The 24,127-nt window shown below is 57.1% G+C and carries 22 protein-coding genes and 1 tRNA gene; 14 read left to right on the top strand and 9 right to left on the bottom strand.

All coding sequences use genetic code 11. From position 1 onward, the window contains the following. Positions 1–62 precede the first annotated feature (62 nt). Together FHW16_RS25565 and FHW16_RS25560 are read left to right on the top strand one after the other, a co-directional pair. Positions 63–139: transfer RNA gene (locus tag FHW16_RS25565), tRNA-Arg, on the top strand. Positions 140–367: 228 nt separating this feature from the next. Further along, positions 368–889, top strand: a complete 522-nt coding sequence (locus FHW16_RS25560) for an EF-hand domain-containing protein (RefSeq protein ID WP_182552100.1) — start codon at positions 368–370, stop codon at positions 887–889. A 136-nt stretch (positions 890–1,025) separates the two neighbouring features. Here FHW16_RS25560 and FHW16_RS25555 read toward each other — a convergent pair whose 3' ends face one another. The 5 genes from FHW16_RS25555 to FHW16_RS25535 are packed head-to-tail and all read right to left on the bottom strand — an operon-like array spanning position 1,026 to position 5,828. Beyond that, the gene (locus FHW16_RS25555) at positions 1,026–2,177 is read right to left on the bottom strand and encodes a glycosyltransferase family 4 protein (protein ID WP_246711964.1); all 1,152 of its coding nucleotides are present in this window, start codon (positions 2,175–2,177) and stop codon (positions 1,026–1,028) included. After that, the gene (locus FHW16_RS25550; RefSeq protein WP_432652091.1) at positions 2,174–3,418 is read right to left on the bottom strand and encodes a glycosyltransferase family 4 protein; all 1,245 of its coding nucleotides are present in this window, start codon (positions 3,416–3,418) and stop codon (positions 2,174–2,176) included. Before FHW16_RS25550 ends, FHW16_RS25555 begins: the two co-directional genes overlap by 4 nt. Further along, on the bottom strand, positions 3,412–4,185 hold the full coding sequence (locus FHW16_RS25545; protein WP_182552099.1) for a polysaccharide deacetylase family protein: 774 nt from the start codon (positions 4,183–4,185) through the stop codon (positions 3,412–3,414). The genes FHW16_RS25550 and FHW16_RS25545 overlap by 7 nt, the downstream gene beginning before the upstream one ends. After that, entirely contained in the window at positions 4,178–4,336 is a 159-nt protein-coding gene (locus FHW16_RS25540) for a hypothetical protein (protein ID WP_182552098.1), read from the bottom strand. The genes FHW16_RS25545 and FHW16_RS25540 overlap by 8 nt, the downstream gene beginning before the upstream one ends. Positions 4,337–4,349: 13 nt before the next feature. Then, the gene (locus FHW16_RS25535; protein ID WP_182552097.1) at positions 4,350–5,828 is read right to left on the bottom strand and encodes a GumC family protein; all 1,479 of its coding nucleotides are present in this window, start codon (positions 5,826–5,828) and stop codon (positions 4,350–4,352) included. Positions 5,829–5,989: 161 nt separating this feature from the next. Between FHW16_RS25535 and FHW16_RS25530 the strand changes: the two genes are divergently transcribed. Both FHW16_RS25530 and FHW16_RS25525 read left to right on the top strand, forming a co-directional pair. Then, positions 5,990–7,294, top strand: a complete 1,305-nt coding sequence (locus FHW16_RS25530) for a lipopolysaccharide biosynthesis protein (protein ID WP_182552096.1) — start codon at positions 5,990–5,992, stop codon at positions 7,292–7,294. Between the two features lie 137 nt (positions 7,295–7,431). After that, a complete protein-coding gene (locus tag FHW16_RS25525) occupies positions 7,432–8,505 on the top strand; it encodes a GNAT family N-acetyltransferase (RefSeq protein WP_182552095.1) in 1,074 nt (357 codons plus the stop codon). Between the two features lie 20 nt (positions 8,506–8,525). Here the strand turns inward: FHW16_RS25525 and FHW16_RS25520 are convergent, their stop codons facing one another. Together FHW16_RS25520 and FHW16_RS25515 are read right to left on the bottom strand one after the other, a co-directional pair. Next, positions 8,526–10,706: a glycoside hydrolase gene (locus tag FHW16_RS25520; protein ID WP_432652090.1), complete on the bottom strand. Its 2,181-nt coding sequence runs from the start codon at positions 10,704–10,706 to the stop codon at positions 8,526–8,528. Positions 10,707–10,775: 69 nt separating this feature from the next. Continuing rightward, positions 10,776–11,774, bottom strand: a complete 999-nt coding sequence (locus tag FHW16_RS25515; protein ID WP_182552094.1) for a glycosyltransferase — start codon at positions 11,772–11,774, stop codon at positions 10,776–10,778. Between the two features lie 223 nt (positions 11,775–11,997). On the opposite strand from FHW16_RS25515, the gene FHW16_RS28960 reads away from it, so the two are divergent. The 5 genes from FHW16_RS28960 to FHW16_RS25490 all read left to right on the top strand — a co-directional run bounded on the left by FHW16_RS28960 (position 11,998) and on the right by FHW16_RS25490 (position 16,693). Further along, positions 11,998–13,146 carry a GNAT family N-acetyltransferase gene (locus FHW16_RS28960; protein ID WP_182552093.1) on the top strand — a complete coding sequence of 383 codons (1,149 nt, stop codon included), beginning with the start codon at positions 11,998–12,000 and terminating at the stop codon, positions 13,144–13,146. Positions 13,147–13,171: 25 nt separating this feature from the next. Then, the gene (locus tag FHW16_RS25505; protein WP_182552092.1) at positions 13,172–14,359 is read left to right on the top strand and encodes an FAD-dependent oxidoreductase; all 1,188 of its coding nucleotides are present in this window, start codon (positions 13,172–13,174) and stop codon (positions 14,357–14,359) included. A gap of 150 nt (positions 14,360–14,509) precedes the next feature. Further along, positions 14,510–14,884 (top strand): YciI family protein, encoded by a 375-nt coding sequence (locus FHW16_RS25500; RefSeq protein ID WP_182552091.1) that lies wholly within the window; start codon positions 14,510–14,512, stop codon positions 14,882–14,884. Next, complete coding sequence (locus tag FHW16_RS25495) at positions 14,881–16,122, top strand: RNA polymerase sigma factor (RefSeq protein ID WP_182552090.1); 1,242 nt, start codon at positions 14,881–14,883, stop codon at positions 16,120–16,122. The genes FHW16_RS25500 and FHW16_RS25495 overlap by 4 nt, the downstream gene beginning before the upstream one ends. A 94-nt stretch (positions 16,123–16,216) precedes the next feature. Continuing rightward, on the top strand, positions 16,217–16,693 hold the full coding sequence (locus tag FHW16_RS25490) for an SRPBCC family protein (protein ID WP_182552089.1): 477 nt from the start codon (positions 16,217–16,219) through the stop codon (positions 16,691–16,693). Positions 16,694–16,777: 84 nt separating this feature from the next. On the opposite strand, the gene FHW16_RS25485 is transcribed toward FHW16_RS25490, so the two are convergent. Beyond that, the gene (locus FHW16_RS25485; RefSeq protein WP_182552088.1) at positions 16,778–17,827 is read right to left on the bottom strand and encodes a DUF475 domain-containing protein; all 1,050 of its coding nucleotides are present in this window, start codon (positions 17,825–17,827) and stop codon (positions 16,778–16,780) included. Between the two features lie 181 nt (positions 17,828–18,008). After that, entirely contained in the window at positions 18,009–19,226 is a 1,218-nt protein-coding gene (gene cbiE / locus FHW16_RS25480) for a precorrin-6y C5,15-methyltransferase (decarboxylating) subunit CbiE (RefSeq protein WP_182552087.1), read from the bottom strand. Between cbiE and cobG the strand changes: the two genes are divergently transcribed. From cobG to FHW16_RS28955, 5 genes are all read left to right on the top strand, one after another. Beyond that, a complete protein-coding gene (cobG, locus tag FHW16_RS25475; RefSeq protein WP_348643936.1) occupies positions 19,225–20,781 on the top strand; it encodes a precorrin-3B synthase in 1,557 nt (518 codons plus the stop codon). The two genes, cbiE and cobG, sit on opposite strands and share 2 nt — an antisense overlap. After that, positions 20,774–21,400: a precorrin-8X methylmutase gene (locus FHW16_RS25470; RefSeq protein WP_182552086.1), complete on the top strand. Its 627-nt coding sequence runs from the start codon at positions 20,774–20,776 to the stop codon at positions 21,398–21,400. Before cobG ends, FHW16_RS25470 begins: the two co-directional genes overlap by 8 nt. Further along, positions 21,400–22,140: a precorrin-2 C(20)-methyltransferase gene (locus FHW16_RS25465; RefSeq protein WP_182552085.1), complete on the top strand. Its 741-nt coding sequence runs from the start codon at positions 21,400–21,402 to the stop codon at positions 22,138–22,140. The genes FHW16_RS25470 and FHW16_RS25465 overlap by 1 nt, the downstream gene beginning before the upstream one ends. Next, positions 22,137–23,834: a precorrin-3B C(17)-methyltransferase gene (gene cobJ / locus FHW16_RS25460; protein ID WP_210278279.1), complete on the top strand. Its 1,698-nt coding sequence runs from the start codon at positions 22,137–22,139 to the stop codon at positions 23,832–23,834. The genes FHW16_RS25465 and cobJ overlap by 4 nt, the downstream gene beginning before the upstream one ends. A gap of 150 nt (positions 23,835–23,984) precedes the next feature. Further along, positions 23,985–24,127, top strand: a 143-nt coding sequence (locus tag FHW16_RS28955; protein WP_182552083.1) for an ACT domain-containing protein, incomplete at its 3' end; no start/stop codon positions are given.

Raw genomic sequence — 24,127 nt, 5'->3', positions numbered from 1 at the left:
CGTGCATTTCACGCATCTTGAGACTTGGCGTTACCGATGAAAAACAGTATGTCTGGCCGCATGGTCCCGTAGCTCAGTAGGATAGAGCGACAGATTCCTAATCTGTAGGCCACTGGTTCGAATCCAGTCGGGATCACCACTTTCTCATCTCCCTGCACGAAACAATTAAACTGCCGCCGGATATTTTCTACATTTTTGCAGCGGACGTTCCATGCCTGCCCGCGGTTGCCCAACTCGCCTGATTTCATTGAACCATTTGTTTTCATTACGAAATCGTAATGCGGCCAGTCATCTCCGGTTCATTTTCGCAACGCTACCTTGGTTTCACGGGGCGGAACAAACCGCTCGCGATACCAAGGAGACCACCATGAAACGTATCACAGCGCTTGTTCTTTCCGGCACGTTCCTGACCGTTTTCGCTGTAGGCGGAGCCCTCGCTCAAACTGAAACGCCCGCAAAGGATCCAGCACCCGCAGCATCTGATGCTCCAGTGAAAGTCGAACATTCGAAGCACGCGAAAATCGACGCCAACGACGATGGCGTTGTTGATCTTGCCGAGTTCACCAATATGGATCGCCTGAAGCAGGCCGATACGAATGGCGACGGCACATTGTCGAAGGATGAGATCGACGCCATGGCATTGAAGCAGCTGGTCGAACAGCGCGCGCGCCGCATTACCAACCGCCTCGACGTCAACGGCGACGGTGTGGTCACGATCGCGGAAGTTGAAAAGCAGAAGGCAAAGCGCTTTGCAGTGCTGGACCGCAACGATGATGGGAAGCTCGAAAAGAGCGAACTTCGGCATGGCTGGAAGCACCACAAGGGCGGTGAACATGGCCATAAGCATCGCCACCATAACGATGGCGAAAAAACTGCGCCAAAGGAATAAGACCTGGTGAAACCGATGACGGCCGCCCATTGCGGGCGGCCGTCAGGATCATTGCGCTAGGTCGTACACTCATAAATCTGGTTGAAATGGTATGAGGCCATTTCAACCAGATTTATGAGTGTACGACCTAGAGAGATCAGAGCGCCGTGTGTTTCAGGACCGCATTGTAAATGCTCAGGGTCTGGTCAGAAATACTGAGCCAGCCATATTCCTTCTCTACCTCACTGCCCTGCTGTGCTGCCCTGTCGCCATCGAACGGCGCGGCAAGCTTTGATCGCATTGCGGCTGCCAACTGCTCGACATCGCCAAGCGGAAAGTAATCCCCGGCGGGCAGGCCTATCTCAAGGTTCGCGGTGATATTACTGGCGAGAACCGGCAGCCCCACGCCCATTGCCTCCAGCAGGGCAATCGGCATGCCTTCGTGACTGGACGGCAGGACGAAAAGACCGGCATTTTCGTAGAGAAGGGCAAGGTCATCGCCCGTCTGCATGCCGGCGAGCACAACGCCCGGCACATTCTCCGCCAGCGTTTTCACTTCCTGCGAATACGCCGCCATATATTCGGCTGATCCCACCAGAACCAGCTTGACGGTGGGATCGCCAAGTTTGGCAAAAGCCGCAATAAGATCATGCTGGCGTTTTTCCGGCACAATGCGCGCAACCATGATGACATAGCGGTGCGGGGTCAGTTCGAGCTTTTGCAGAATACCGGTATCCATTCGGCTCCGGCGGACTGTCACACCGTTCGGCACACATTGCACAGGCACGCCATAGCGCGTTCCCATGGTCCTGGCGATATCATTCGATACGGCAATGCGTCCATTGGCAAACCGCATTCCCGCCTGCTCACCCAGTTTCAATATCCGCTTGGCAAGCCCGCCCCATTTTTGCCTGTCATAATCATAACCGTGATGCGTCACCACCACCTTCAGGCCGAGCAGACGCGCAAATGGCGTCATGAGTGCTGGTCCAATGGCATGAATATGCAGGATATCGGGACGATGACGGGCCGCGTAAAGCACCCCCAGCGCCGTGTGTACGACCGCTTCGAATTTCATGGAGGCCGGTGACCACAGCGGGAAGACCTTCACGCGTTTCCAGATATAGGGATCTGGCGTGAGCAGATAACGCTTGCGGCCAATAACCGAGACATCCCAGCCCTTGTCGACAAACTGCTGGCTGAGTTCTTCAACATGCTTTTCCACACCGCCCTGCACATCGGGAATGCCGCGCAAACCCAGCATCATGACCTTTGGCTGCTTTCCTGTGCCGCTTCCCTCCGCCATCATGATACTCCGAGCGTTGCATAGAGATCGACCATACGGTTGCGGTAGGCATCGGCAGAAAAGTCGCGGGCAATCCAGTCGCGGCCATTCATGCCCATACGCGCACGCGCCGCCGGTGTCAGGTCGGCCATGGCAGCGATGACACGCGCCAAATCATTCGCATCACCGGCAACAGCGGTCATCCCCGTTTCGCCTTCACGGATCATCTCGGGAATGCCGCCAATGGCCGCGCCGATGACGGGCCTGCCCAATGCATAAGCTTCCAGGATACTGACCGGAGCGTTTTCATACCATTCGGAGGGAAGGATCAGAGCTCTCGATTCACCGATCAGCCGGGTCAGATTTTTGCCGGACACGTAGCCGGCAAACGTAACGTCCGCATCCAGTTCCCGCACGAGTGCCTTGAGCATGGCTTCATCGGGACCGGTGCCAGCAATAACCAGCCGCTGCTTTGCCAGTGCCGCGGCGTGGATCAATGTTACCAACCCTTTTTCCGGCGCAAGCCGCCCGGCAAAAACGAAGTAATCCCCCTCGTCCCAGCCGGTGGCAAATGCCTGCGTGTCGACAAAATTCGGGATGTAGACGAGCTGGTCCGCCGGCCATCCCCATTCCATCAGCTTTTCGCGGTAGAACTTGCTGGGCACGACAAATTTATCGACCTTGTTCCGATAAAGGCCAAGCCCGCGGTGCACGATCGTCTCGAGAAAGACGAGGCCGCTCAAGGCGAGCGACCCCTTGATGCAGCGGTGCCGGACGACATTGTAGATCTTGCCCCCACGGCATTCTTCACAGACATGTCCGTCAACGAGCATCTTGTAAGCAGGACAGGCGAGTTTCAGATCATGCACCGTCATGACAGTCGGAATGCCTGCCTTGTGCAGCGTCGCAAAAATCGATGGCGAAAGATGGTGATAGACATTGTGTGCATGGGCGATATCCGGCCGGGCCTGCGCAATCAAAGCCTCGATGCTGCGCTGGGATTCGAAGGAATAGATGATCTTCCCGGCTTGAGCCACCTTGGTCAGCGGACTGCTTTCCCGTCCGTACTCGATCTCGGAAACGAAATATTCCGACCACGGTGAATTGTTGTTATCAGGGTGCTGCATGGCAAACGGAATCACATCCCAGCCGATCTCCGAGAACAGCTGCATGTGATCGAGAAAGATCGTTTCCGCACCGCCGCGCCGGTAAAAGTAATTATTGATCGCAAGCAGACGTTTGGGGGATGCAGAAGTTTTCAGGATAATCTCCCCGCTCCGAAGCAATCCAGCGCATCCCTTACGGTCAGCACCGTACACCCGCGCTCCAGCGTATAGGCGACAAGGCGTTCGAATGTTTCCGGCGTACAACCAAAATCGGTTGGCCGGGGTGCGATATCGTGGGTGAAGAAGATGAGCCAGCCGGGCTCAGCGATCAGGGTATCGACCCAGGTCGTCAGACCCTGCGCATGGCTCTCCGGCTGCCGAATTTCCACACCGGACAGAAAGACTGGATTGACCGGTCCGCGATTGATCCGCTCGCCGCCGGCGCGGCAGGTCTGGAAGCGGCTCTGGAAAACACCCCGCCCCCACAGCGAACCGGCATTGTAGGGATAGGCGAAATTTCTTCGTGCGTCGCGCGGATCGACCGCGTCGAGATAGTCCTTGTTCTGCTGCAGATCAGCACCAAGCCGCTGGTTTCCCATATGGGAAACCTTCGTGTGCGAAAAGGTATGGCAGCCGATTTCATGGCCCTGCTGTGCCAGCGCGCGGCATCCCTCCCGCGAAATCAATGTCCGCTTCGGTTCCACCTGCCCTTCAAGCGATCCTGCGATATAGAATGTACCGCGTACTTCATGATTGGCCAGTATGCGGGCGCCATTGGTCAGCGCCGTGTCGGGCACATCATCGAAGGTGAATGATACGACCGGCCGTGACGTGGGTATCCGGATACGGGGACCCGGCAGGCGACGCATCAGCCTGTCGGTGATCCGGTCCGACCAGTAATCCAGTTTGTTCAGAATGTCAGGCATAGGCTACCGTCAGTTTGGCCTGTGAAAGCGCTGCGCTCGCCTGCGCATGCGGACGACAGGCCGTAAACAGATAAACACCCGGACTCACGAATGTATCAATACCACCTGTTACAGCGGTGCCCGGTTGTGCATTGTTTTCGCTTCTATCCATAAAGGAACTAGCCCTACGCCTTCTTTGTCTTCCGGTCGTCCCGCATTACACCCAGCAAGCCCATACCAATGGCGAGGATCACGCCAACGCCCAGCCCGGCAAATGTTCCACCCGCTGCGAGCACCGCCGTCCGCGGTGGCCAGCTGCGGCGCATGGGCGGAACGGCAGTCGAGATCACCCGGATATTGGTACTGTTGAGCTGCTGCCGTTCGGTCGTTTCGCCAGCGCGGGTCAGAAACGTCTGATAGATGGCGATCTTGGTCGCCATGTCCCGCTCCAGATCACTCAATCGCACTTGCGCGTCATTGTCCATGGACACCGACGACCGCGCACTGGCAGCCTGCTGCTTCAGGGCATCCACAACGGATTTTGCCTGCTCGAGGTCGACCTGCGCGGCACGCAGGATACGGCCCGTCTCCTGTGAAATCTGCTGCTCGAGACCGCTGAGCTGCGAACGGGCCCGGATCAGCCCGGGATAGCGCGCGCCATAGGTGATCGACATGGAATCCACGGTTTGCTTGACGGTGGCGTATTGCGAACGCAGGCTCGTCAGGGTCGCCGATTGCAGCGTGCCCGAGGGATTCGTCAGATTTGGCTTTGAAGACGTCAGTTCATCGTAGCGGGACTGGGCTTCGGCAAGGCGCGCATTGGCGTCAACCAGCTTTATGTTGATCTGTGCCATGGATTGCGAACTCATCAGCTCGCCCGATGTTGTCTGCAGCCCATGGTCGCGCTTGAACTCCGCTACCTTGGCCTCAGCCTCCGATGCGCTCTTCTTCAGCTCGGCAAGGCGATCGGTCAGGGCGGATGCCGCACGGCCTGCACCATCAGCTTCAGCCTGCGCAACTTCCTCTTCAAATGCCTTGGCAAGCGCGTCGGCAATCCGCACCGCCATGTCGGGATTGTTGGCCCACGCCGAGATCGTGATCATATAGGACCGCTCCTGACGGCGGGCCGCTATTCTTTCGCCCAGACTGCGCATTGCCGCCAGAGTCTTGTCGGCCACGGGCGGCTTGCTTGAAAACAGCGCGCCAAGACTAAAGCCCGATGCGCCTTTACCGACAAATTCAGGGTCATTGACCAGGCCGAGTTCATTGACAACACGGCGCAACACATTGCCGGATGTCAGCACCAGCATCTTGCTCTCGACGTCCAGCAGCTGGCTGTCGCTCTGCTGATTCTGCAAGTAAATATCATTGGGTAACACCTGCAGGTTGGCAGGCGGTACAAGAAGATCCGTATAGACGGTGTAGCGGGGCTTGGCGCCAATTCCATAGCTGATGCCAATCAGTCCACCAATGATCGCCGCTATCAGAATCCAGTGCCAGCGGGCAAGAAGCCAAGCGATCAAAGTACTTACGTCAATCTGCGGCAAGGAAAAAGTATAAGCCGGCTTTTGATCCGGCTCGCGGCGTACACGGCTCTCAACCACCGGCCCGTTGATGGGTACCGCCGGTTGCGCTTTGCCTGCCGCGTTGCGTAATTTGTACATTCAGCAATACTCTGTAAGCATCAATCAAACCGTAACGGTTTGCCAGTAATGTATATCTAAACCATAGATTGCAAAGTTTGGTTAATAAATGGCTATCTCCCAGCAAGGCGTTTAGCGATATAGATGCAAATTTCAGTCTTTCGACCAGATCGTAGAACGCAATGAAACTGAATATTACCGAGATCATCGGTGCATTGCCGCGGCTCTTTCCCATGGTGTTGTCCTATGCTGCTTCAAGCGGCAGTCTGCTGATCGCCAACGCGGCGCAGCTGGTGACATTTGCTATTCTGGCGCGCTCGTTCGGAGCGGTTGAGTTCGGCGTGTTTGTCTCGGTTACCGCCGTCACGAGTATTGCGGTGCATCTGTGCGGCCTTGGTGCGTCGGAATGTCTGGTGCGCCGCGTCGCTCGCGATCATTCCATGTATCCGGTCATGCTGGGCCACAATCTTATTCTGACACTGACAAGCGGCATCGCGCTGGTCATTCTCGGCGCCATTATTCTACCGTTCTGGATGAAGCTATCGCCTGATCCCGTTGAGAACATCGTCGCGATCCTGCTGATTCTCATCACCAATATCATTCTGGTGCGCATTATCCTGTTGACCGAGCAAGTCTTCATCGGCCATTCGCAATTTCCTGCAGCAAACCGCTCAGTCGTTGGTTTCGCTTTTGCGCGCACGGCAGCGGCAGCGCTCGCCTGCCTCGTTTTCGGAGTCACAAGTCTGGTCGACTGGGCAGTCTGGCAATTCGCAACCCATGTGCTGGTGACGATTGTCTATATGTGGTCATTGCGTAAGCTCGGGCGGCCACAATACCGGATCGTGCGGGAAGAAATCCGACTGGGAATCCTGTTTGCAACGCCCTTCATCTTTCGCGCCATCCGCCAGAATGTCGATCTTCTCATGCTCGGCATCATGGCCAATCCTGAGGTCGTTGGCAGTTACGGCGTCGTACGGCGCATCGTGGACAGCAGTTACCTTTCCATCGACGCGATGAACCGCCTCGTCTATCCCAGCCTTGCACGCCTGAGCGCGGACGGCATTCACAACGCAATCGGCCAAACCAAAAAAATTCTGCTGGCTGCTCTGGGCATCGGCTTTGGCTCAGCCCTGATCATCTACATCGCAGCACCCTTCCTACCCATTCTGTTTGGCCATGAATATGTGTCGCTGGTGTCATTCTGCCGGATATTGAGCGGCACGGTGATCTTTCTCGCCGTATGGTCGGTGGCCATCGACGCGCTTGGGGCAGCTGGCTATCACGGTCCACGCGCGATCATTCTCAACACCGGCAATGCACTGGGTGCGGGATTGATCGCTTGGGCCACGTGGATAGCACCGCCTCAGGGCACATTCATTTCGATCTATCTGATCGAGATCAGCATTATGATTGCAGCCTGGCTTGTCCTTCTGCGATTGGCGCGAAACAGCCGCACTGCAGCGCAGGAAAGAGTATTTACCAAGTAGATATTCTTTTAATGGCAAATATAAAAATGGTGATTCGATTGCATTGCATGTTCATGCCGGCAATCGATATATCCTGACAAATAATCTGAATAATTCATGCGGGGGCGATGATGGAAGGGAGAAGACAGATACGTCCTATGACTGTGGAAGATATTCCGCAAGTCGGACGGCTGTTCTACAAAATATTCCGCAAGAAAACCGGGGATTCATCCACCGCCTTCAACAACTATTTCAAAGATCTGTTTTTTGGCAGCCCTTTTTACGAGATCCAGTACGGAAGCTTTGTTCACGAAACGGAAAATGGGAGTATAAACAGCGCTATTCTGGCTATTCCCATGCAGTACAGTGTCGATGACAGAATCGTAACTGCCCGCCTGCTGTGCGCTTTCATGACCGATCCTGATATGTCCCGTCGCGGTGCCGCCGAACTGGCGCTCACAATGCGGCCACGCCATCAGGATCTTTGCTTCAGCGACAGTGCTTCCCCGGTGAGTGCCGATCACTGGAAGGCGGTTGGCGGAACATTGATGCCTTTGCATGGCCTTGACTGGTACCGTGTTTTCCAGCCGGCAGGGTTCCTTGCCCAGACCGGTGGCAAACATTCAGCGTTTTTGCGCTTTACGGCGCGGCTTCCCCTCGCACGCCCCGCCGATCGGCTGGTGAAGCGAATGGTTGCCTCCTTCAATACCGAACACACGCACGGCATGCATGACGAGACAATGTCATCGGAGCTTTTTCTGGCGACGGTCCCGGAATTTCTGGCACCCTATTCCGTCCGCCCGGTGTGGTCAGAACTGGAACTTGGCTGGATTCTGGGAATTGCCCGGCAAAACAGCTCGCTTGGCCCCCTGCATATTCGCTCCGTCTGGGACAGCAAAGCTGAACTGAACGGGTGTTTTGTCTACTTTGGCCAGCCGGGATCCATTGCGCAGATTATGAATGTCTTCAGCCAGAAGAACAAGGAACATACCGTTGTCAACCAGATGATGTACCATCTGGAACAGTCCGGGTTTGTCGGTGCCAGGGGGCATGTTCAGCCCCGGCAGCTGGAGGCCCTGTCCCGTCACAGGGGCATGTTCTACAAGCACAGAGCCCATACCTGCGTCTCGACACGATACAGCAGCGTCACGGATGCCATAGCGCGCAATGAGATGTTTATCGGCGGGCTTGCCGGAGAGTCGTGGAGCCGTCTTGTATCGGACTTCTTCTAGAGACGTGTCTGCTCGCGAGCCTACGGTTGCCGTTCGACCAGAAAATAGGTGGTAGGTCCCTCGGGTCCAACGTTGGAAAGACGCGTCGAAAGGATACCGTTTCCGTCCGCCACAACCGGCTTTACCTTGCCGTCCAGGCCAACCGGCGAGACAGTCCAGCGTCCTTCGCCGGGCAGGGAAAAATCGATACTGCCCGCTTTGATGCGCACCGGCAAATGGCCGAAATCGGCGATGACACGTTCCTGATTGTCCGAAAACCGCATATCACTGTTCTGGGCATCCGTCGCATAGATCACCAGCAGCCGCCGGCTGGCCCTTATGGGCTGATCATCGAGGGATGATACGGCAAAAAGGCCTTTGGCCGAAGCATTTCCCACTGTCAGAGCACCGAGTGTGACCGTATCCGTGAGATCGGCAAAGGCAATCGCTTCTGTGCGTTCGGTCTTGACAGTGATACGAAGTTTGCTCTGGTCAAGAGCGATCTGGTTTGTGTCGCTCTCGAAAATGCCTTTGTCCGGATTGGTGATATTGGCCGGGCCGAGCAACTGGCCGTCGCGCAGAACTGCCATGATTTTGGCAGCGGATGCGGTCTTGCGCGGTGATGGGACCACCAGATTATTCGGTGGCAAGGGGTCCTTTTGCAGCCCGATCGCACCCAGAAGAGCGAGACCCGTCAAGACGTCGGGCTCACGTTCCTGCGTATTCTGCGTCAAATCGTCAATCCCGTTGACCACGAACGGAATGGAAACCGGCGACCCCCTTACATCGCCACGCCTGAACAACAGCGCCGCCAGTGTTTCGCCTGCGCGTGCCACCGGATCGAGGGCAATGGCATAGGGAAGCATCTGGCGTTTATGCGCAAAATCCTCGCCATAGGCGAGCACGATCGGACCGTGACCATGCCGGCACAACACATCCCAATTCTGCAAGGCTGCATAGGCTGGCATGACAATGCCTGCCTCATAGCGGTATCGGCTCCAGAACAGGTGATCATATTCCGTGACAATGAAAGGCCGATTGAGCCAACGGGCAGCGGCAATGACACGCACGTAGGCGGCGGCATCGGCAATCGAACTTTTTTGTCCCATCGTGCTGCCGGGCTCATACGATCCGACCCAGTCTTGATAGGTGTTCATCGCCACCGCCTGTTGCCCCGCCCGCGACAGACTCGTCTGGATACTCGGCCAATTATTGTAGGGTATAATCACGCCCTTAAAGCCAAGATCGCGAAGAGCCGCGGTCATCCGTTCCGCCGAGCGCGTTTCAACATCGATAAAGAAGGCCTGCAAATCGCGCATCCTCGGCGTCTTTTCATAGCGGCTCGCCGGGAGGCTGATCGTCCCGTCTTCCAGCCGCTCGCCGGCTTTCACCCATCCCCAGACATCGGCGAGTGCTTCTGTCGACGGGTAGCGTGATTGCAGCCATGTATTGAAAGCGGGTGCGAGCAATGTCGAATAATGCGGCTGTCCGTCGCGCTGATGCACGATGCTGTCAAATTCGATACCATTTTCATTGAAGGGGACGATGACAACCAGCGCCGGATCCCGGATCGGCGCAATCCCGGTGTAGGGATTGACCGTTGCCAGAATTTCCTTCTGGAAACGCAGCCAGTGTTGGAATGATTTCTCGTCGATCTGAACTTCTAGTTTCAATTCGCCAGTAAGCTCCCAGCGATCGTCGAACCCGCCATAGGCGCCTCGCGACGAACTCAGACCATCCATGATCCAGTAGATGCCATTCCGTTTCAAAGCAGCCATCAGATAATGGAAACGGTCCAAGATCTCCGGATTGAAGTCAAAATCGGCACTGCGTCCGAACATCAGTGCCGCGTCAACGAAATGAAAACGGGCAATGTTGTATCCGTGCATTTTCAACTGTCGCGCGTAACGATCAGCACCGTCATGATCCGGGAAGCCGCCGGAAGCAGGACTCCAGCCCAGCGACGCACATAAAAACCGCACCGGCTGTTCCGGTGCATCGGCGTGCGTCAGTCGTCCATCCTTGTTGATGACGATGCGGTTTTCCTCACTGATCGGAGGATTGGAAAGCAAGACTGAAAAATCGAGCGGGCTCCCGCTCTGAAATTCGAGCGAGATCTCCCGTACCGGCGACCAGACATCCTCCGCACGGGCCGGAAATGCAAACAGCAGGAAACCCAAGGCAAGTAGGACAGAGAATCTCCGCGTGATCGAACTGCACATCGCAATGAATCCGGTTCCCTCCCGTTCGAATATTTCTCTTCGGCGAAGCTGGTTCTGCATGTCTTAGCCTCAAGGGTCTTTCGAGACGACCTGACTCTCGATCCAGTCATCGGGCTGGCGCCTGGGATGGAAAAAGCCGAGCGGCAAAGCCGCCGCATGGAAAAACCAGGCGACAACAGCATAAAAACCCAGCGAAAGACTACGCTGCTTCAGGCTCATTGCGGCAACGACAAGAATGATCAAAGCCACGTCGATCCCAAGGGCAAGCTTTTTGTCGGGCAAGAAAATCACGAGAGCGATCATCGCCAGCCACCAGACATACACACCGGCCCAAAGGCGCAACTCCGGCAATTCCTGCACGAGTTTGTTCCAATGCGGACGGCCGAGCGCCGCCCGAAGCAACTCGCCGACACCCCGCAGATATTTGGACTGCCAGCGTCGCACCAGCAATTTATAGGCGTTGATCGAATGACCGAAATGCTCGACGAAACGCCGGTCCATCCGGTACAGCTCCCACCCCAGCGCGCGCAACCTTACGCCCAGGTCGAATTCTTCGTAGCCGTGCAGATTACGATCTGAGAAGTACCCGGCCTGCTCGATGGCGGTGCGGCGGTAAAGGCCGCCGCCATTCATCCTGTCAATTGATCCGATGCGGTTTTCCGGCGATGCGCGACGCACGCGGCGGGTGAATTCGAGATTGTCGACATTCATTTCAGCCACGTGCCCCGTGACACCCGCCACCCTTGGATTGGCCTCGAGAAAGGCGATGGCTTCGCCAAGAAAATCCTTGTCGAGCAGCATGTCGCCATCCATCAGGCAGATGAGATCGTGGTGGCTGTACTGGAAACCCAACTGCGGTCCGATCCCGCAACTGGGTCTTGCCGGATTCATGATCTGTGCAACGATAACCGGATACTTCATTGCAATTTCAACGGTGCGATCCGTCGATCCGCTATCCGCGACGATGATTTCAACCGCACCATCAGGCAGAGCCTGCAACGCACTTTCGATGGCTGCCGCGATGCGTTTTTCTTCGTTGAGCGTTTTCATGATAATCGAAACGGTCATCAGTCAGGTCCTGTAGAAAAGCGCCGCCATGACGATGGCAAAGCGGGCCTAAGTTGTTAGACTTACACTATAAAGAAAGCATTTTTTTATAAAGTTATGAGATATACAAACCGTTACGGGTTAGAAACAAAAACAGTCACCGGAGCCAGTCAGGGGTGGATCAGTCGATTGGCCAACTTTTCTGCGCACATTCTGGAAAAGACCACAGGGTCAAGTTATCGTCGTGAATATAGATTTCACCATCCACGTCCATGACAGTCTGGATAATCTGTCGGCAGAGTGGCCTACCGGATCAGCAAATCCGGCGGCGGCCCCGCGATACCATGTTTTCCAGTCCCGCACGTTTCTGGAGGTGTGGTGGTCCACATTCGGCCGGGCGGGCAGTATTCAGGCCTGTTTCGTCGAAGTGCGCGACGATGCCGGAGCCCCCCTCATTTTCATTCCATTATGCATTACCACGCGCAAGGGCACAAAGATTCTGGGTTTCGTCGATGCAGAAGCCGCCGATTACAACGCACCAGTCCTCTTTCCGGGTTCACCGGACTGGACCTACGATACCGCCGTCAATCTTTGGGAAAAAATAACAGCCGTACTCCCTGATTTCGATGTGATCATGCTGGACAAGATGCCCGCCCGCATTGGCGGGTTGATCAATCCGCTTGATCTTCTGGCGGATGGTGCCAATGACGTCTTCTGTCATGGCAACAATCTTCAGCGCCCTTGGGAAGAGATCGACAAGGCGCAACCCTATCGGAAAACGCTGCTCAAGAAAATGCGCGGGCTCGATCGTATTGCACCTACCCAATACATCATTGCGACCGACAGGAGTGAACAGGCGGTTTTTGTCGATCGGCTGCTCAAACAGAAACAGCGCCGCTTCGAAGACACACAGGTACCGGGCTTCGATGCCGAACCGGAAAAATATGCGTTCTTCCATGAGGGGACCGCGCATTTTTCCAAAGCCGGAATGTTGCATCTGACTGCCATGAAGGTTGGTGACGAGATTGTCGCGACCCTGTGGGGGCTTGTTCAGGCAAAGACCTATTATGCCATCATGATCGGCTTTGAAGGAGACGATTGGGCAAAGTATTCAGTCGGCCGTATTATATATTACAGGACGCTTGAATGGCTGCACAGAAACGGCTTTGAATATATGGACCTCGGTATCGGCAACGAACCGTGGAAGCTCGAGCATTGTGACACAACTGTTCCACTTTCCAGAATGACGAGCATCGTCAGCTGGAAAGGCCAAGTATTCATACGGCGTATACAGGTGATGGAATATCTCCGCTCCACCGCGGCTTGGCAGAAACTACGACCGTTGAAATGGACCATCTTGCGGGCGCTGCGTCAAAAGCGCAGTCAAGACTGACGTGTAAGAAAGTAGCGAAACAGGCATGGCTGAAACCGAACTGCCAACACGGGATGCACAGACAACGGTCCAGGAGACTGACGTGCTGATTATCGGCGGCGGTCTGGCCGGTACCTGTGCAGCAACAGCCCTTTCCCGCAAGGGCTACGACGTGACCCTCATCAGCACTCATGACCGCCACCCCCCGGATTTTCGCGCTGAAAAGATTGGCGAGGATCAGATGGTTCTGTTTGAACGCATCGGCCTCAGCGATGCGGTCCGCACCCAGATGACGGCATTTGACGGTGTCTGGCTGCATCGTTTTGGCCGTATCGTCGAGCGCGGCACCAAACGCGAATATGGCAGTGATTACTCCGACCTCGTCAACGCGTTGCGCCGTGCATTGCCGCAGGAGGTCCACGCGGTGATCGGCCGGGTGGAAGATATCGAGACAACGGCTGACCGTCAGAATGTCGTTCTTTCCGATGGGCGCAAGTTCAGTGCGCGCCTGCTTGTTGTCGCGACGGGCCTTGGCGATGCTATCCGTAAAAAGCTCGGTGTCGAAAGAGATATCATCAGCCCGCAGCATTCACTTTGCTGTGGTTTTGACCTGGCGAAACCACGGGGCGATTTTCCGTTTCCGTCTCTGGTCTGGAATGGAGAACGTTTCAATGATCGTGTCTCCTACCTGACGCTCTTTCCCATAGAGAACAAGATTCGCGCCAACTTTTTCGTCTACCGAAATTCTTCGGATGAGTGGACGCGGTCGTTTCGCGACCACCCCGAACAGAGCATGCGTGTGCTGATGCCGGGTCTCGAGCGCATGTTCGGCGAGATGAAAGTGACCGGACCGGTTATCGCGCGGCCTATCGATCTCGTACGGGTCCACAATCATGAACGGGATGGCATGATTCTGATCGGCGATGCATTTTGTGTCGTCTGCCCCATCACCGGCACCGGCATCGACAAGGCGCTCACGGACGTCGACCGGCTGTGCAATGTGTATATTCCCCGCTGGTTCGAAAGCCCGGGTATGGCCGCAGCGAAGATCAGTGAATTCTATGCGGATCCCGTCAAGACAGCGCGGGATGAATCGGCGATGAAAATGAGCCTCCATTCCAAAAGCATCAAAACCGAGACCGGTTTTTACTGGAAGCTCCGCCGGTTGCGCAGCAGCACACTCGGACGCGCGCGTTACGTCGTCCGCAGCGCGATAAAGCGGCTGAAATCTTAGGTCGTGCACTCATAAATCCGGTTGATATGGCGTAAACATCAGGGTTGGGATTCACCAAGATCAGTCATAGCGGCTGTACGCGCAAATTTTCCTAGACCCTTTGTCGGGATTGACCATAGTGGTTCGTCTTTAGGGAGAAGGAGTACCGCGATGCTTTACGCCATACTTTGCTACAACATGGAAGATGTGGTCGGTTCATGGTCCAAGGAGGAGGACGACCTTGTCATGGAAAGGCTTGGTGTCGTGCAGGAAAAGCTCGCCAAAGCGGGCAAGCTCGGACCGGTCGCCCGGCTGTTACCCACAACAGCGGCAACGACCCTGCGCAAAGCACGCGGGGAACCCTTGATTATCGACGGCCCCTTTGCCGAGACCAAAGAACAGTTTCTTGGTTTCTATGTCGTGGACTGTGATTCGCTTGATGAAGCGCTCGACATTGCTCGGGATCTGGCGAAGGCCAATCCCGGACAGGGTTCCTATGAAATACGCCCAATCGGCTTGTTCAGACCCGGATCGACCTCCCAATGACCGACCCATCCTGGATAGACGCGGCACTGACGGCAGCGCGCCCGCAGGCGGTGGGGGCCCTGCTGCGTTATTTTCGCAACCTTGATACGGCGGAAGAAGCGTTTCAGGAGGCATGCCTGCGCGCGCTCAGGAACTGGCCCAAGAACGGCCCGCCGCGCGATCCGACGGCATGGCTTATTTTTGTCGGCCGAAACAGCGCAATCGACACGGCACGGCGCCAGACCAAGCAGCAGCCTCTCCCGCCGGAGGATGTACTGTCCGATCTTGAGGATGCCGAAACAGCCATCGTCGAAAAGATCGACAGTGCCGACTATCGTGATGATATTCTTCGGCTGCTGTTTATCTGCTGTCATCCCGATCTTCCAGCCACGCAGCAGATTGCACTGGCACTGAGAATTGTTTCGGGGCTTTCGGTGCGCCAGATCGCCCGGGCTTTCCTGGTCGGTGAAAGCGCTATGGAACAGCGCATTACCCGCGCCAAGGGTCGCGTTTCCTCCGGCGAAATTCCGTTTGAGACACCCGATGCATTCGAACGGGCCGAACGGCTCGCGGCCGTCAGTGCCATGGTCTACCTGATCTTCAACGAGGGTTATTCTGCCGGCAGCGCCGAAGTGGAAGCGCGGTTTCCCCTCTGTGACGAAGCGATCCGGCTGGCACGATTGCTCCTGCGCATCTTTCCGGCCGAACCGGAAATCATGGGCCTGACTGCATTGCTGATGTTGCAGCACGCCCGCGCCAAAGCCCGCTTCGATGCAGACGGCGCGGTCATTCTTCTGGACAATCAGGATCGCCAACTCTGGAACCAGACGATGATTGCCGAAGGTCTCGCCCTCATCGACAAGGCCGTGCGTCACCGGCGGCCCGGTGCCTACCAGATTCAGGCGGCGATTGCCGCCTTGCATGCACGGGCCCGGAAGCCGGAAGATACGGATTGGTCCGGCATAGACCTGCTTTACGCCACGCTGGAACAGATCACGCCCTCACCCGTCATTACGCTCAACCGCTCCATCGCAGTGGCGAAAGTGCGCGGTCCCGAGGAAGCGCTTGTCCTGATCGAACCTCTGGAAGATCGCCTTTCCGGCTATTTTCACTTTTTCGGCGTCAAGGGCGGCCTGCTGATGCAGCTTGGCCGCAAAGAGGAGGCACGTGTCGCTTTCGACCGGGCGATCGCGCTTGCCAATACGCCGGCTGAAGCTGCCCACATCCGCATGCACCTCGACCGCCTCAGCCAGAACTGATTGCGTAAAAAACTCAAAAAATTTTCGATATGATGTCGGACTGGCCGGTTGCGGTTCGTCCTTGGATCAGGAAACACAAACGCAGGAGAACACCATGACTTCCACCACCGACACGACAGACCGTGAACTCGTCCTTACCCGGATCATCGATGCGCCGCGCGAGAACATCTTCCGGGCCTGGACCGAGGTTGAGCTTCTAAAGCAATGGTTTGCTCCGCTGCCATACACCACGCCGCATGCCGAACTCGACGTGCGCCCCGGCGGGAGCAGTCTCGTCGTCATGCGCGGTCCAGACGGTACGGAATTTCCCAATCCGGGTGTCTACCTTGAAGTCGTCAAGAACGAGAAGATCGTGTTTACCGATGCCTTCACCAGCGCCTGGGTACCATCAGAAAAGCCATTCATGACCGCTATCATCACACTGGAAGATCTCGGCGGCGGAAAGACAAAGTACACCGCGCTCGTGCGCCATTGGACCGTGGCTGACCGCGAAGCGCACGAGAAGATGGGCTTTCACGAGGGCTGGGGTATCTGCACCGATCAGCTCGCTGCCCTCGCCGCCAAGCTCTGATCCCGCCAAGACTCCCAATCAGCTGCGCCAACAAAAAAAGCCATCCGGAAACCGGATGGCTTTTTGCTGACCCTTTGCACCAGATCAGGCGTGTCCCACCTCTTCCGGGTTCCGGCGCCGGTAACGGATCGACGACCAAAGCGAGAAGATGATCAGAGCTGCACCGATGAGACCGGTGATCACCTCGGGGATGTGGAACAGCGTCTGGCAATACATGATCACGGCCAGAACGAGGATCGCGTAGAACGCGCCATGTTCGAGATAGCGATACTGTCCCAGCGTTTCCTTTTCCACCAGCATGATTGTCAGCGCGCGGACATAGAAGGCACCGATACCAAGGCCGATCGCAATGACGAACAGGTTCGTCGACAGCGCAAACGCACCGATAACACCGTCGAAGGAGAAGCTTGCATCCAGCACTTCCAGATAGAGGAACGCGCCGAGCCCGCCTTTGTGAACGGTGTCCATCTGCTCCTGCGTGGCATCGAGAACAGCGCCCAATCCTTCAACCAGAAGGAATGTCAGCAGACCGTAAATGGCCGACGTCAGGAATGTGACGGACTCTGCGCCCTCAAGCTGCCTGGAGACGAAGATAATCAGCGCCAGAACCACACCAACTTCAATGCCCTGTATCGAGGCGAAGCGTGAGGCGCGGCTTTCGATGACGCGGATCCAGTGCACGTCCTTCTCATGATCGAAGAAGAACTTGAGGCCAACCATCAGCAGGAACGTACCGCCAAAGGCCGAGATACCCACATGGGCATCCTGCATGATCCGGGCATATTCTTCCGGATTCGAAACGGCGAGTTTCAATGCCGAAATAGGATCAATCCAGGCGGCGATTGCAACAATGGCCAGCGGGAAGATAATCCGCATGCCGAATACCGCGATAATGATGCCCCATGTCAAAAAGCGTCGCTGCCAGACCGGGTCCATGTCCCGAAGTATCTTGGCGTTCACGATCGCATTGTCGAATGACAGCGAGATTTCGAGAATACCCAGAACCGCACAGATGAAAAGGACTGATAATGTGCCTTCAACCGTTCCCGAATAGATGAAACCTATCCACGCGCCCAGAGCCAGGCCAAACACCGTGAATAGAAACGGCCAGGTGAAATACTTATAAGTTGCCATACTTGTTTCCAGCTAGAGTCTCCCAGATTGCCATTCAGGGCGGAAAGTCAAAACGGCTGTGACGATCAAAAGATCGAAACTTATGGACCGTTTGAACAGGAATTCCCGCCAAATAGCAATCACCCGCATTCCTTAGACTGTAGAATCCTGTCTCTATCCTGTCGCGCCGTTGATCCGGCTCTCAATCGGCGGGTTTCAGGACAGAATAAACGACGACAGGCAAAGCAGAGCGCCACGCATCGAACGACCCGAGCGGCTGTGCCTGCGAAACGGCAAGTTTCGTCAGGTCGCCACCAAACTTGTCCCGCCAACCGACCAAGACCATTTCGCTCTGTATGGTCACGGCATTGGCGACAAGCCGCCCACCCGGTTTCAACGCGGTCCAGCAGGCATCGATCACACCGTCGTTGGTAACGCCGCCGCCGATGAAAATGGCATCGGGACGTTCCAGACCGTGAAGCGCTAACGGTGCCTCGCCCCGTACGAGTTTCAAATCCGGAACACCCAGCGCCCGGGCATTGCGCTCGATAATTCCTTGCCGATGATCATTGGCTTCCACGGCGATCGTCCGGCATGAGGAATGCGCGCGCATCCATTCGATGCCGATGGAGCCGCAACCTGCTCCAACATCCCACAGCAGCTCTCCGGGGCGAGGCCCGAGCCGGGCCAGTGTAACAGCTCTGACATCCCGCTTGGTCAACTGACCATCGTTTTCATAGGCTTCATCAGGCAGGCCGGAAAGAATGGAATAGGACCGCGCCTCTTGGTCGGCCGGTCCGCAATCCACCGCGAGAACGTTGAGATCGGCCCTGCGCGGATGCGTCCAGTCTCTGGCCACTCCGTCGACGCGATGTTCCGCTTCGCCACCCATATGTTCCAGAACCGTAAGCTTGGCCGAACCAAATCCGCTGTCCACCAGCATCCGCGCGACCTCCGCGGGCGTATCGCCATCATTGCTCAAGATGAGCAGCTTGGCTCCCGGTGTGAACGACTTGAACAATGTCTCAACCGGACGGCCGTGCACGCTGAGCAGATGCACGTGCTGCACCGGCCAGCCCATCGCAGCCGCTGCAAGCGAGAAGGATGCGGGGGCCGGCAGAATGCGCATCTCGGCCCGATCGAAGAAGCGCGTGAGGGTTGCACCCATGCCGAAATGCATGGGATCGCCGCTGGCCAGCACCACGACATCAGTACCGCGCAGGGCTGTGAGGGTTGGATAGACATCGGAAAAGGGCGTTGGCCATGTCATCCGCTTCGCGGTGATCGTATCGGGAAGGAATTCAAGATGCCGCTTGCCGCCGAAAACCGTCGTGGCCTGCCCGAGCGCGTCACGGGCATTGACACCAAGCCCGCCATAGCCATCCTCACCAATTCCGATAATTGTCAGCCAAGGCGTCATGTCGCATCCCGTTGATTGCACAGGCTATGCATGCCCGAAAGCGCCGAAGGGGTCAACGAAGCGTAGTCAGGTTGCAATTCCGGATCATATTTCTTCCCTCGCCAGCAGCCATCCTGTAAAACCTGATCCGATGAGCCAGTTAAGCACCATGGAAGCTGCACCGAGCAGAGTAGAAGACCGGCGGTCCGCCTGTCCTGGATTGTTTCGCATGGCCAAGGCACGCGACGGTTCGATCTGCCGGGTCAAACTGACTTTTGGCAATCTGAGCGCCGAACAGGCGCATGCCGTTGCCGACGCGGCACGGCGTTTTGGCAACGGTGTCATCGAAATCACCAATCGGGCCAATCTGCAGATTCGCGGCGTATGTCCCGATACGGAAAATCCGTTGATCGCGGTATTGCTGGCCGCCGGGCTCGGGCCATTGACCGACCGCGGCGACGATGTACGCAATGTCATGGTCAGTCCGATTGCGGGCATCCTACCGGGCAAGCTGGATGTACGGCCCCTCGCATTGCATCTGCTGGAAACCTTGCAAACCGATGCCTCCTACCAGACCCTGTCGCCGAAATTTTCCATTCTGGTCGACGGCGGCGAAAGCGTCGCCATGGTGGAACATCCCCACGATATCTGGCTGAGCGCAATCGATGCAGACAGTGATCATCCACGGTTTGCCTTTGGCGTTGCAGGAACACCGCCCACAGCGGCAGGCGACATGCCCGCCCTCGGTATTGTCGGCTCGTCACAGGCCATGCATCTGGTTACGGCGATTCTCGATGTGTTCATCAGCTGGAATGCGGCCAATCCGGCCGCGTCGCGTGTCAGGCACATGATTGCAGCCGTCGGGTGCGAAACGTTCATCTCCCATCTGCAAGCACGTTTGAATTTCCCGGTGCGCGGCGAGAAAGCCGATGAATGGCACAGAACGTTACCTCGCGTGAATGGCCATCTCGGACTTCTGCCGGAACACCACACCAATCGCCGCCTCGTCGGTGCCATGCCGCCACTCGGGCGGCTTGATCCGGACAGGCTGGACGCCTTGGCCGCGCTGGCTGCAAAAAACAGCAATGGAAAGCTGCGGATAACACCGTGGCAGAGCATATTGCTGCCTGAAGTGCCTGAAGCCACGGTATCCCAAACAATGAGGGAGCTCGAAGCCCTTGGGTTTGCCACACGACCGGACAATCCGCTTGCAACCATGATCAGCTGTTCCGGCTCGGCAGGTTGCGGATCGGCGCTCGGCACGACGCAGGCCGATGGATTGAGGCTCGGCGCATTGCTGCGTGGGAGAGCCCCTGATCTGACAGTGCACCTGACCGGTTGCGTCAAGTCGTGCGCCTCGCCGTCGGCAAAACCAATCACGCTGGTTGCAACCGAACCGGGGTATTACAACATATTTCTGCGTGCGACCAATGGACCGTCGCGTTTTGGCAAGCTATTGGCTGCACACGTAACTATCGAAGAAGCTGCCGAGTGGATCGGCAACCTTCCGTTGAATTCCCGGCCATCCATGCAAAGGCCGCTCAATTCCGGCTCTGGGGGGCCAACGCATGCTTGACTATATCCGCGACGGCCAGGCGATCTATGATCGCTCCTTCGCCATCATCCGCTCCGAGGCCGATCTCAGCCGCATCCCCGCCGATCTGGAAAAGCTGGCGGTGCGTGTCGCCCATGCCTGCGGCATGGTTGATGTCATTGAGGATCTCGCCTTCTCTGCAGGCGCTGGAACAGCGGGGGTGACCGCACTCGCCAACGGCGCTCCCATTCTCTGCGATGCCCGCATGGTGCTCGAGGGGGTAACCCGCGCCCGCCTGCCCGCCAACAATGACGTCATCTGCACGCTCTCGGACCCTTCCGTCGTCGCTCTGGCTCGCGAAACGGGCAACACCCGCTCGGCGGCCGCGCTGGAACTGTGGCGCCCGCATCTCGCCGGTGCCGTGGTGGCATTCGGCAATGCGCCGACTGCCCTGTTCCGCCTCCTCGAAATGCTTGATGAGGGCGCGCCGAAACCGGCGCTCATCCTCGGCTTTCCCGTCGGCTTTGTCGGAGCGATGGAATCAAAGGCCGCGCTTGCCGAAAACAGTCGCGGTGTTCCCTTTGTGGTTGTGCACGGGCGGCGTGGCGGAAGCGCCATGGCCGCCGCCGCGCTCAATGCACTCGCTTCGGAGAAAGAATAATGCCGCAGCCAGGACGGCTTTTTGGACTGGGCGTTGGTCCCGGCGATCCCGAACTTATTACCTTGAAGGCCTTGCGTCTGTTGCAGGCAGCCCCTGTTGTCGCCTACCACGCGGCCAAAGGGAAAAAGGGCAATGCACTGACAATCGTCGAGACCTACCTCAACGACAACCAGTTACTCGTACCACTGGTCTATCCGGTCACGACGGAAAAGCTGCCGGCACATATGAACTACGAAGCTATTGTCAGTGACTTCTATGGCGAGATCACCGAAGTTCTCAAAGCGCATCTGGATGCGGGCAAAGACGTCGCCGTTATCGCCGAGGGAGATCCGTTCTTCTATGGTTCCTTCATGTATATCCATGACCGGCTGGCCGAACACTATGAGACGGAAGTCGTGCCCGGCGTGTGCTCGATTCTGGGTGGTGCAGCTGTTCTCGGCGCACCACTGGTCTACCGCAATCAGACATTGACGGTTCTCTCCGGTGTGCTTCCGGCGGGTGAGCTGAAAACTCGGCTTGCCGCGACGGAAGCGGCAGCCATCATGAAGCTCGGCAAGAATCTGGCGAAAGTCCGCAATGTTATCGCCGAACTCGGGCTGATGGACCGTGCGCTTTACGTCGAGCGTGCCACCATGGAAGCGCAGCGCATTGTGCCCTTGCGCGATGTCGATCCTGACGCGTCACCCTATTTCTCGCTTATCCTTGTGCCGGGCGAGAAATGGCAGGGCGGCAGCGAATGACAGCCCCGCTTGTTCTGATGGTTTTGAGCGCGCAGGGCATGGAAACGGCGCTGCGGATCAAGGCTGGCTATCCCGGTGCGACCATTCACGGGCTGGCGGGCCGCGTGCAGGGCGCCGACCAGACCTATACCAATTTTGGCGAAGCCCTACGCGAGCGTTACCGCAGCGGTGATACCATTGCGGCCCTGTGTTCGGCCGGCATTACCATCCGCGCGCTCGCATCTCTATTGGAAAACAAGGGCGGCGAACCGCCCGTGCTTGCTATCGCCGACGATGGCAGCGCTGTGGTGCCGCTGCTTGGTGGAACCACCGGCGTCAATGTGCTGGCGCGGCAGCTGGCAAAAATTCTCGACGTGTCTCCGGCGATCACCACATCAGGGGAACTGCGGTTCGGCACCTGCCTGCTCAATCCACCGGCGGAATTCCACCTGAAAAATCCCGAAGACGGCAAGCGCTTCATTGCCGATCTTCTGGCTGGAAAGACCGTGCAGATCGATGGTCCGGCCCCGTGGCTGCAAGATGCGCGCCTGCCTGTTGATGGCAATGGCACGATGCATATCCGCGTCACGCCGTCAGATATTGTCCCGCAGAAGAACGAACTGGTGTTTCATCCCAAGGTGGTTGTGATCGGTATATCCGGTGACGTCCGAGCGGACGAGGTACGGGCAGCGCTTGCAGCAGAAAACATCGCGATTGCAGCGGTCGTCTGCCTCGCCGCCAGTGTGGAAAACAGTGGACACGCGTCGCTGCACCATCTCGCAGCTGAGCTTGGTCTGCCTCTGAGATTTCTTCCAACAAGCGGAACAACCGCCGGGGATGTGGTATCGGCCTTCATCAAAGCGCCGGTGGGTCAAAGCGGCAGCGAAAAACTTGCTGTCGCCGTTGCGGCCACGCCCGATGCCGTGACACTCGCGGGGCACCGTCGCGGACGTCTCGCGGTTATCGGCCTTGGACCGGGTGACCCCGACTTCATGATCCCGGCCGTCAGGCAGGAACTGCAGCGTGCTGAGGACGTGCTCGGTTATGAGACTTATGTGCGCATGGCCGGGTCTTTCCGCGCCGATCAGGTCATTCACATGACCGATAATCGCGAGGAAATGCAACGCGCGCGCCATGCGTTCGAACTTGCCGCTTCGGGCCGCTCCGTCGTGATGATTTCATCAGGCGATCCCGGTGTGTTCGCCATGGCAGCAGCGGTGGTTGAAGCCTTGCACGAATCCGATAATCCAGCCTGGCACGGCGTCGACCTGCAGATTCTTCCCGGCGTCTCCGCCGCGATGGCAGCGGCCAGCCGTAGCGGCGCACCACTCGGCCACGACTTCTGCATCCTGTCCCTGTCGGACAATCTGAAACCTTGGGACATTATCGAGAAGCGCATTGCACTGGCAGCCGAAGCGGATTTCGCCATGGCTTTTTACAACCCGATCTCCAAACCGCGCCCGTGGCAACTGCCGCGTGCTATCGAGATTCTGCGCCAGCACCGCGCACCGGACACGCCCATCGTGCTTGGCCGCGATATCGGCCGCCCGGCGGAAACCCTGCGCGTCATCACTCTGGCGGAGCTTTCGCCCGAGCAGGTGGACATGCGCACCGTCATTCTCGTGGGATCGTCCCTCACCCAAAGCTTTGACCGCATGGATGGCGGCAAATGGGTCTACACTCCGCGCTGGTATGGATCCAAACCCGTCAGTTAAGTGAAATCTCATCGCCCGGTGATGAAAGATCATTTGACCGGGCGGCTGAATGCCGGAAAAAGGACTGAGCGCTTCGCATTTGTGTCGACGCGCTGCAACCGTCCTCACTATGATCCCCGTCCATTGTCGCCCGTATCCCTGGAGTTTCTCATGTCAAACAAGAACTATGTCCTCACCCTGTCATGCGAAGACAAGCCTGGGATTGTGGCATCGGTGACGACGGAGCTTGCGGCGCTGGATGCCAATATCGCCGAGAGCAACCAGTTCTGGGACCGCCAGACCAACCGCTTCTT

This window comes from Phyllobacterium myrsinacearum, assembly GCF_014138285.1.
GTDB classification, from domain to species: domain Bacteria; phylum Pseudomonadota; class Alphaproteobacteria; order Rhizobiales; family Rhizobiaceae; genus Phyllobacterium; species Phyllobacterium myrsinacearum_A.
This window is presented reverse-complemented; position numbering and strand designations above follow the sequence as displayed.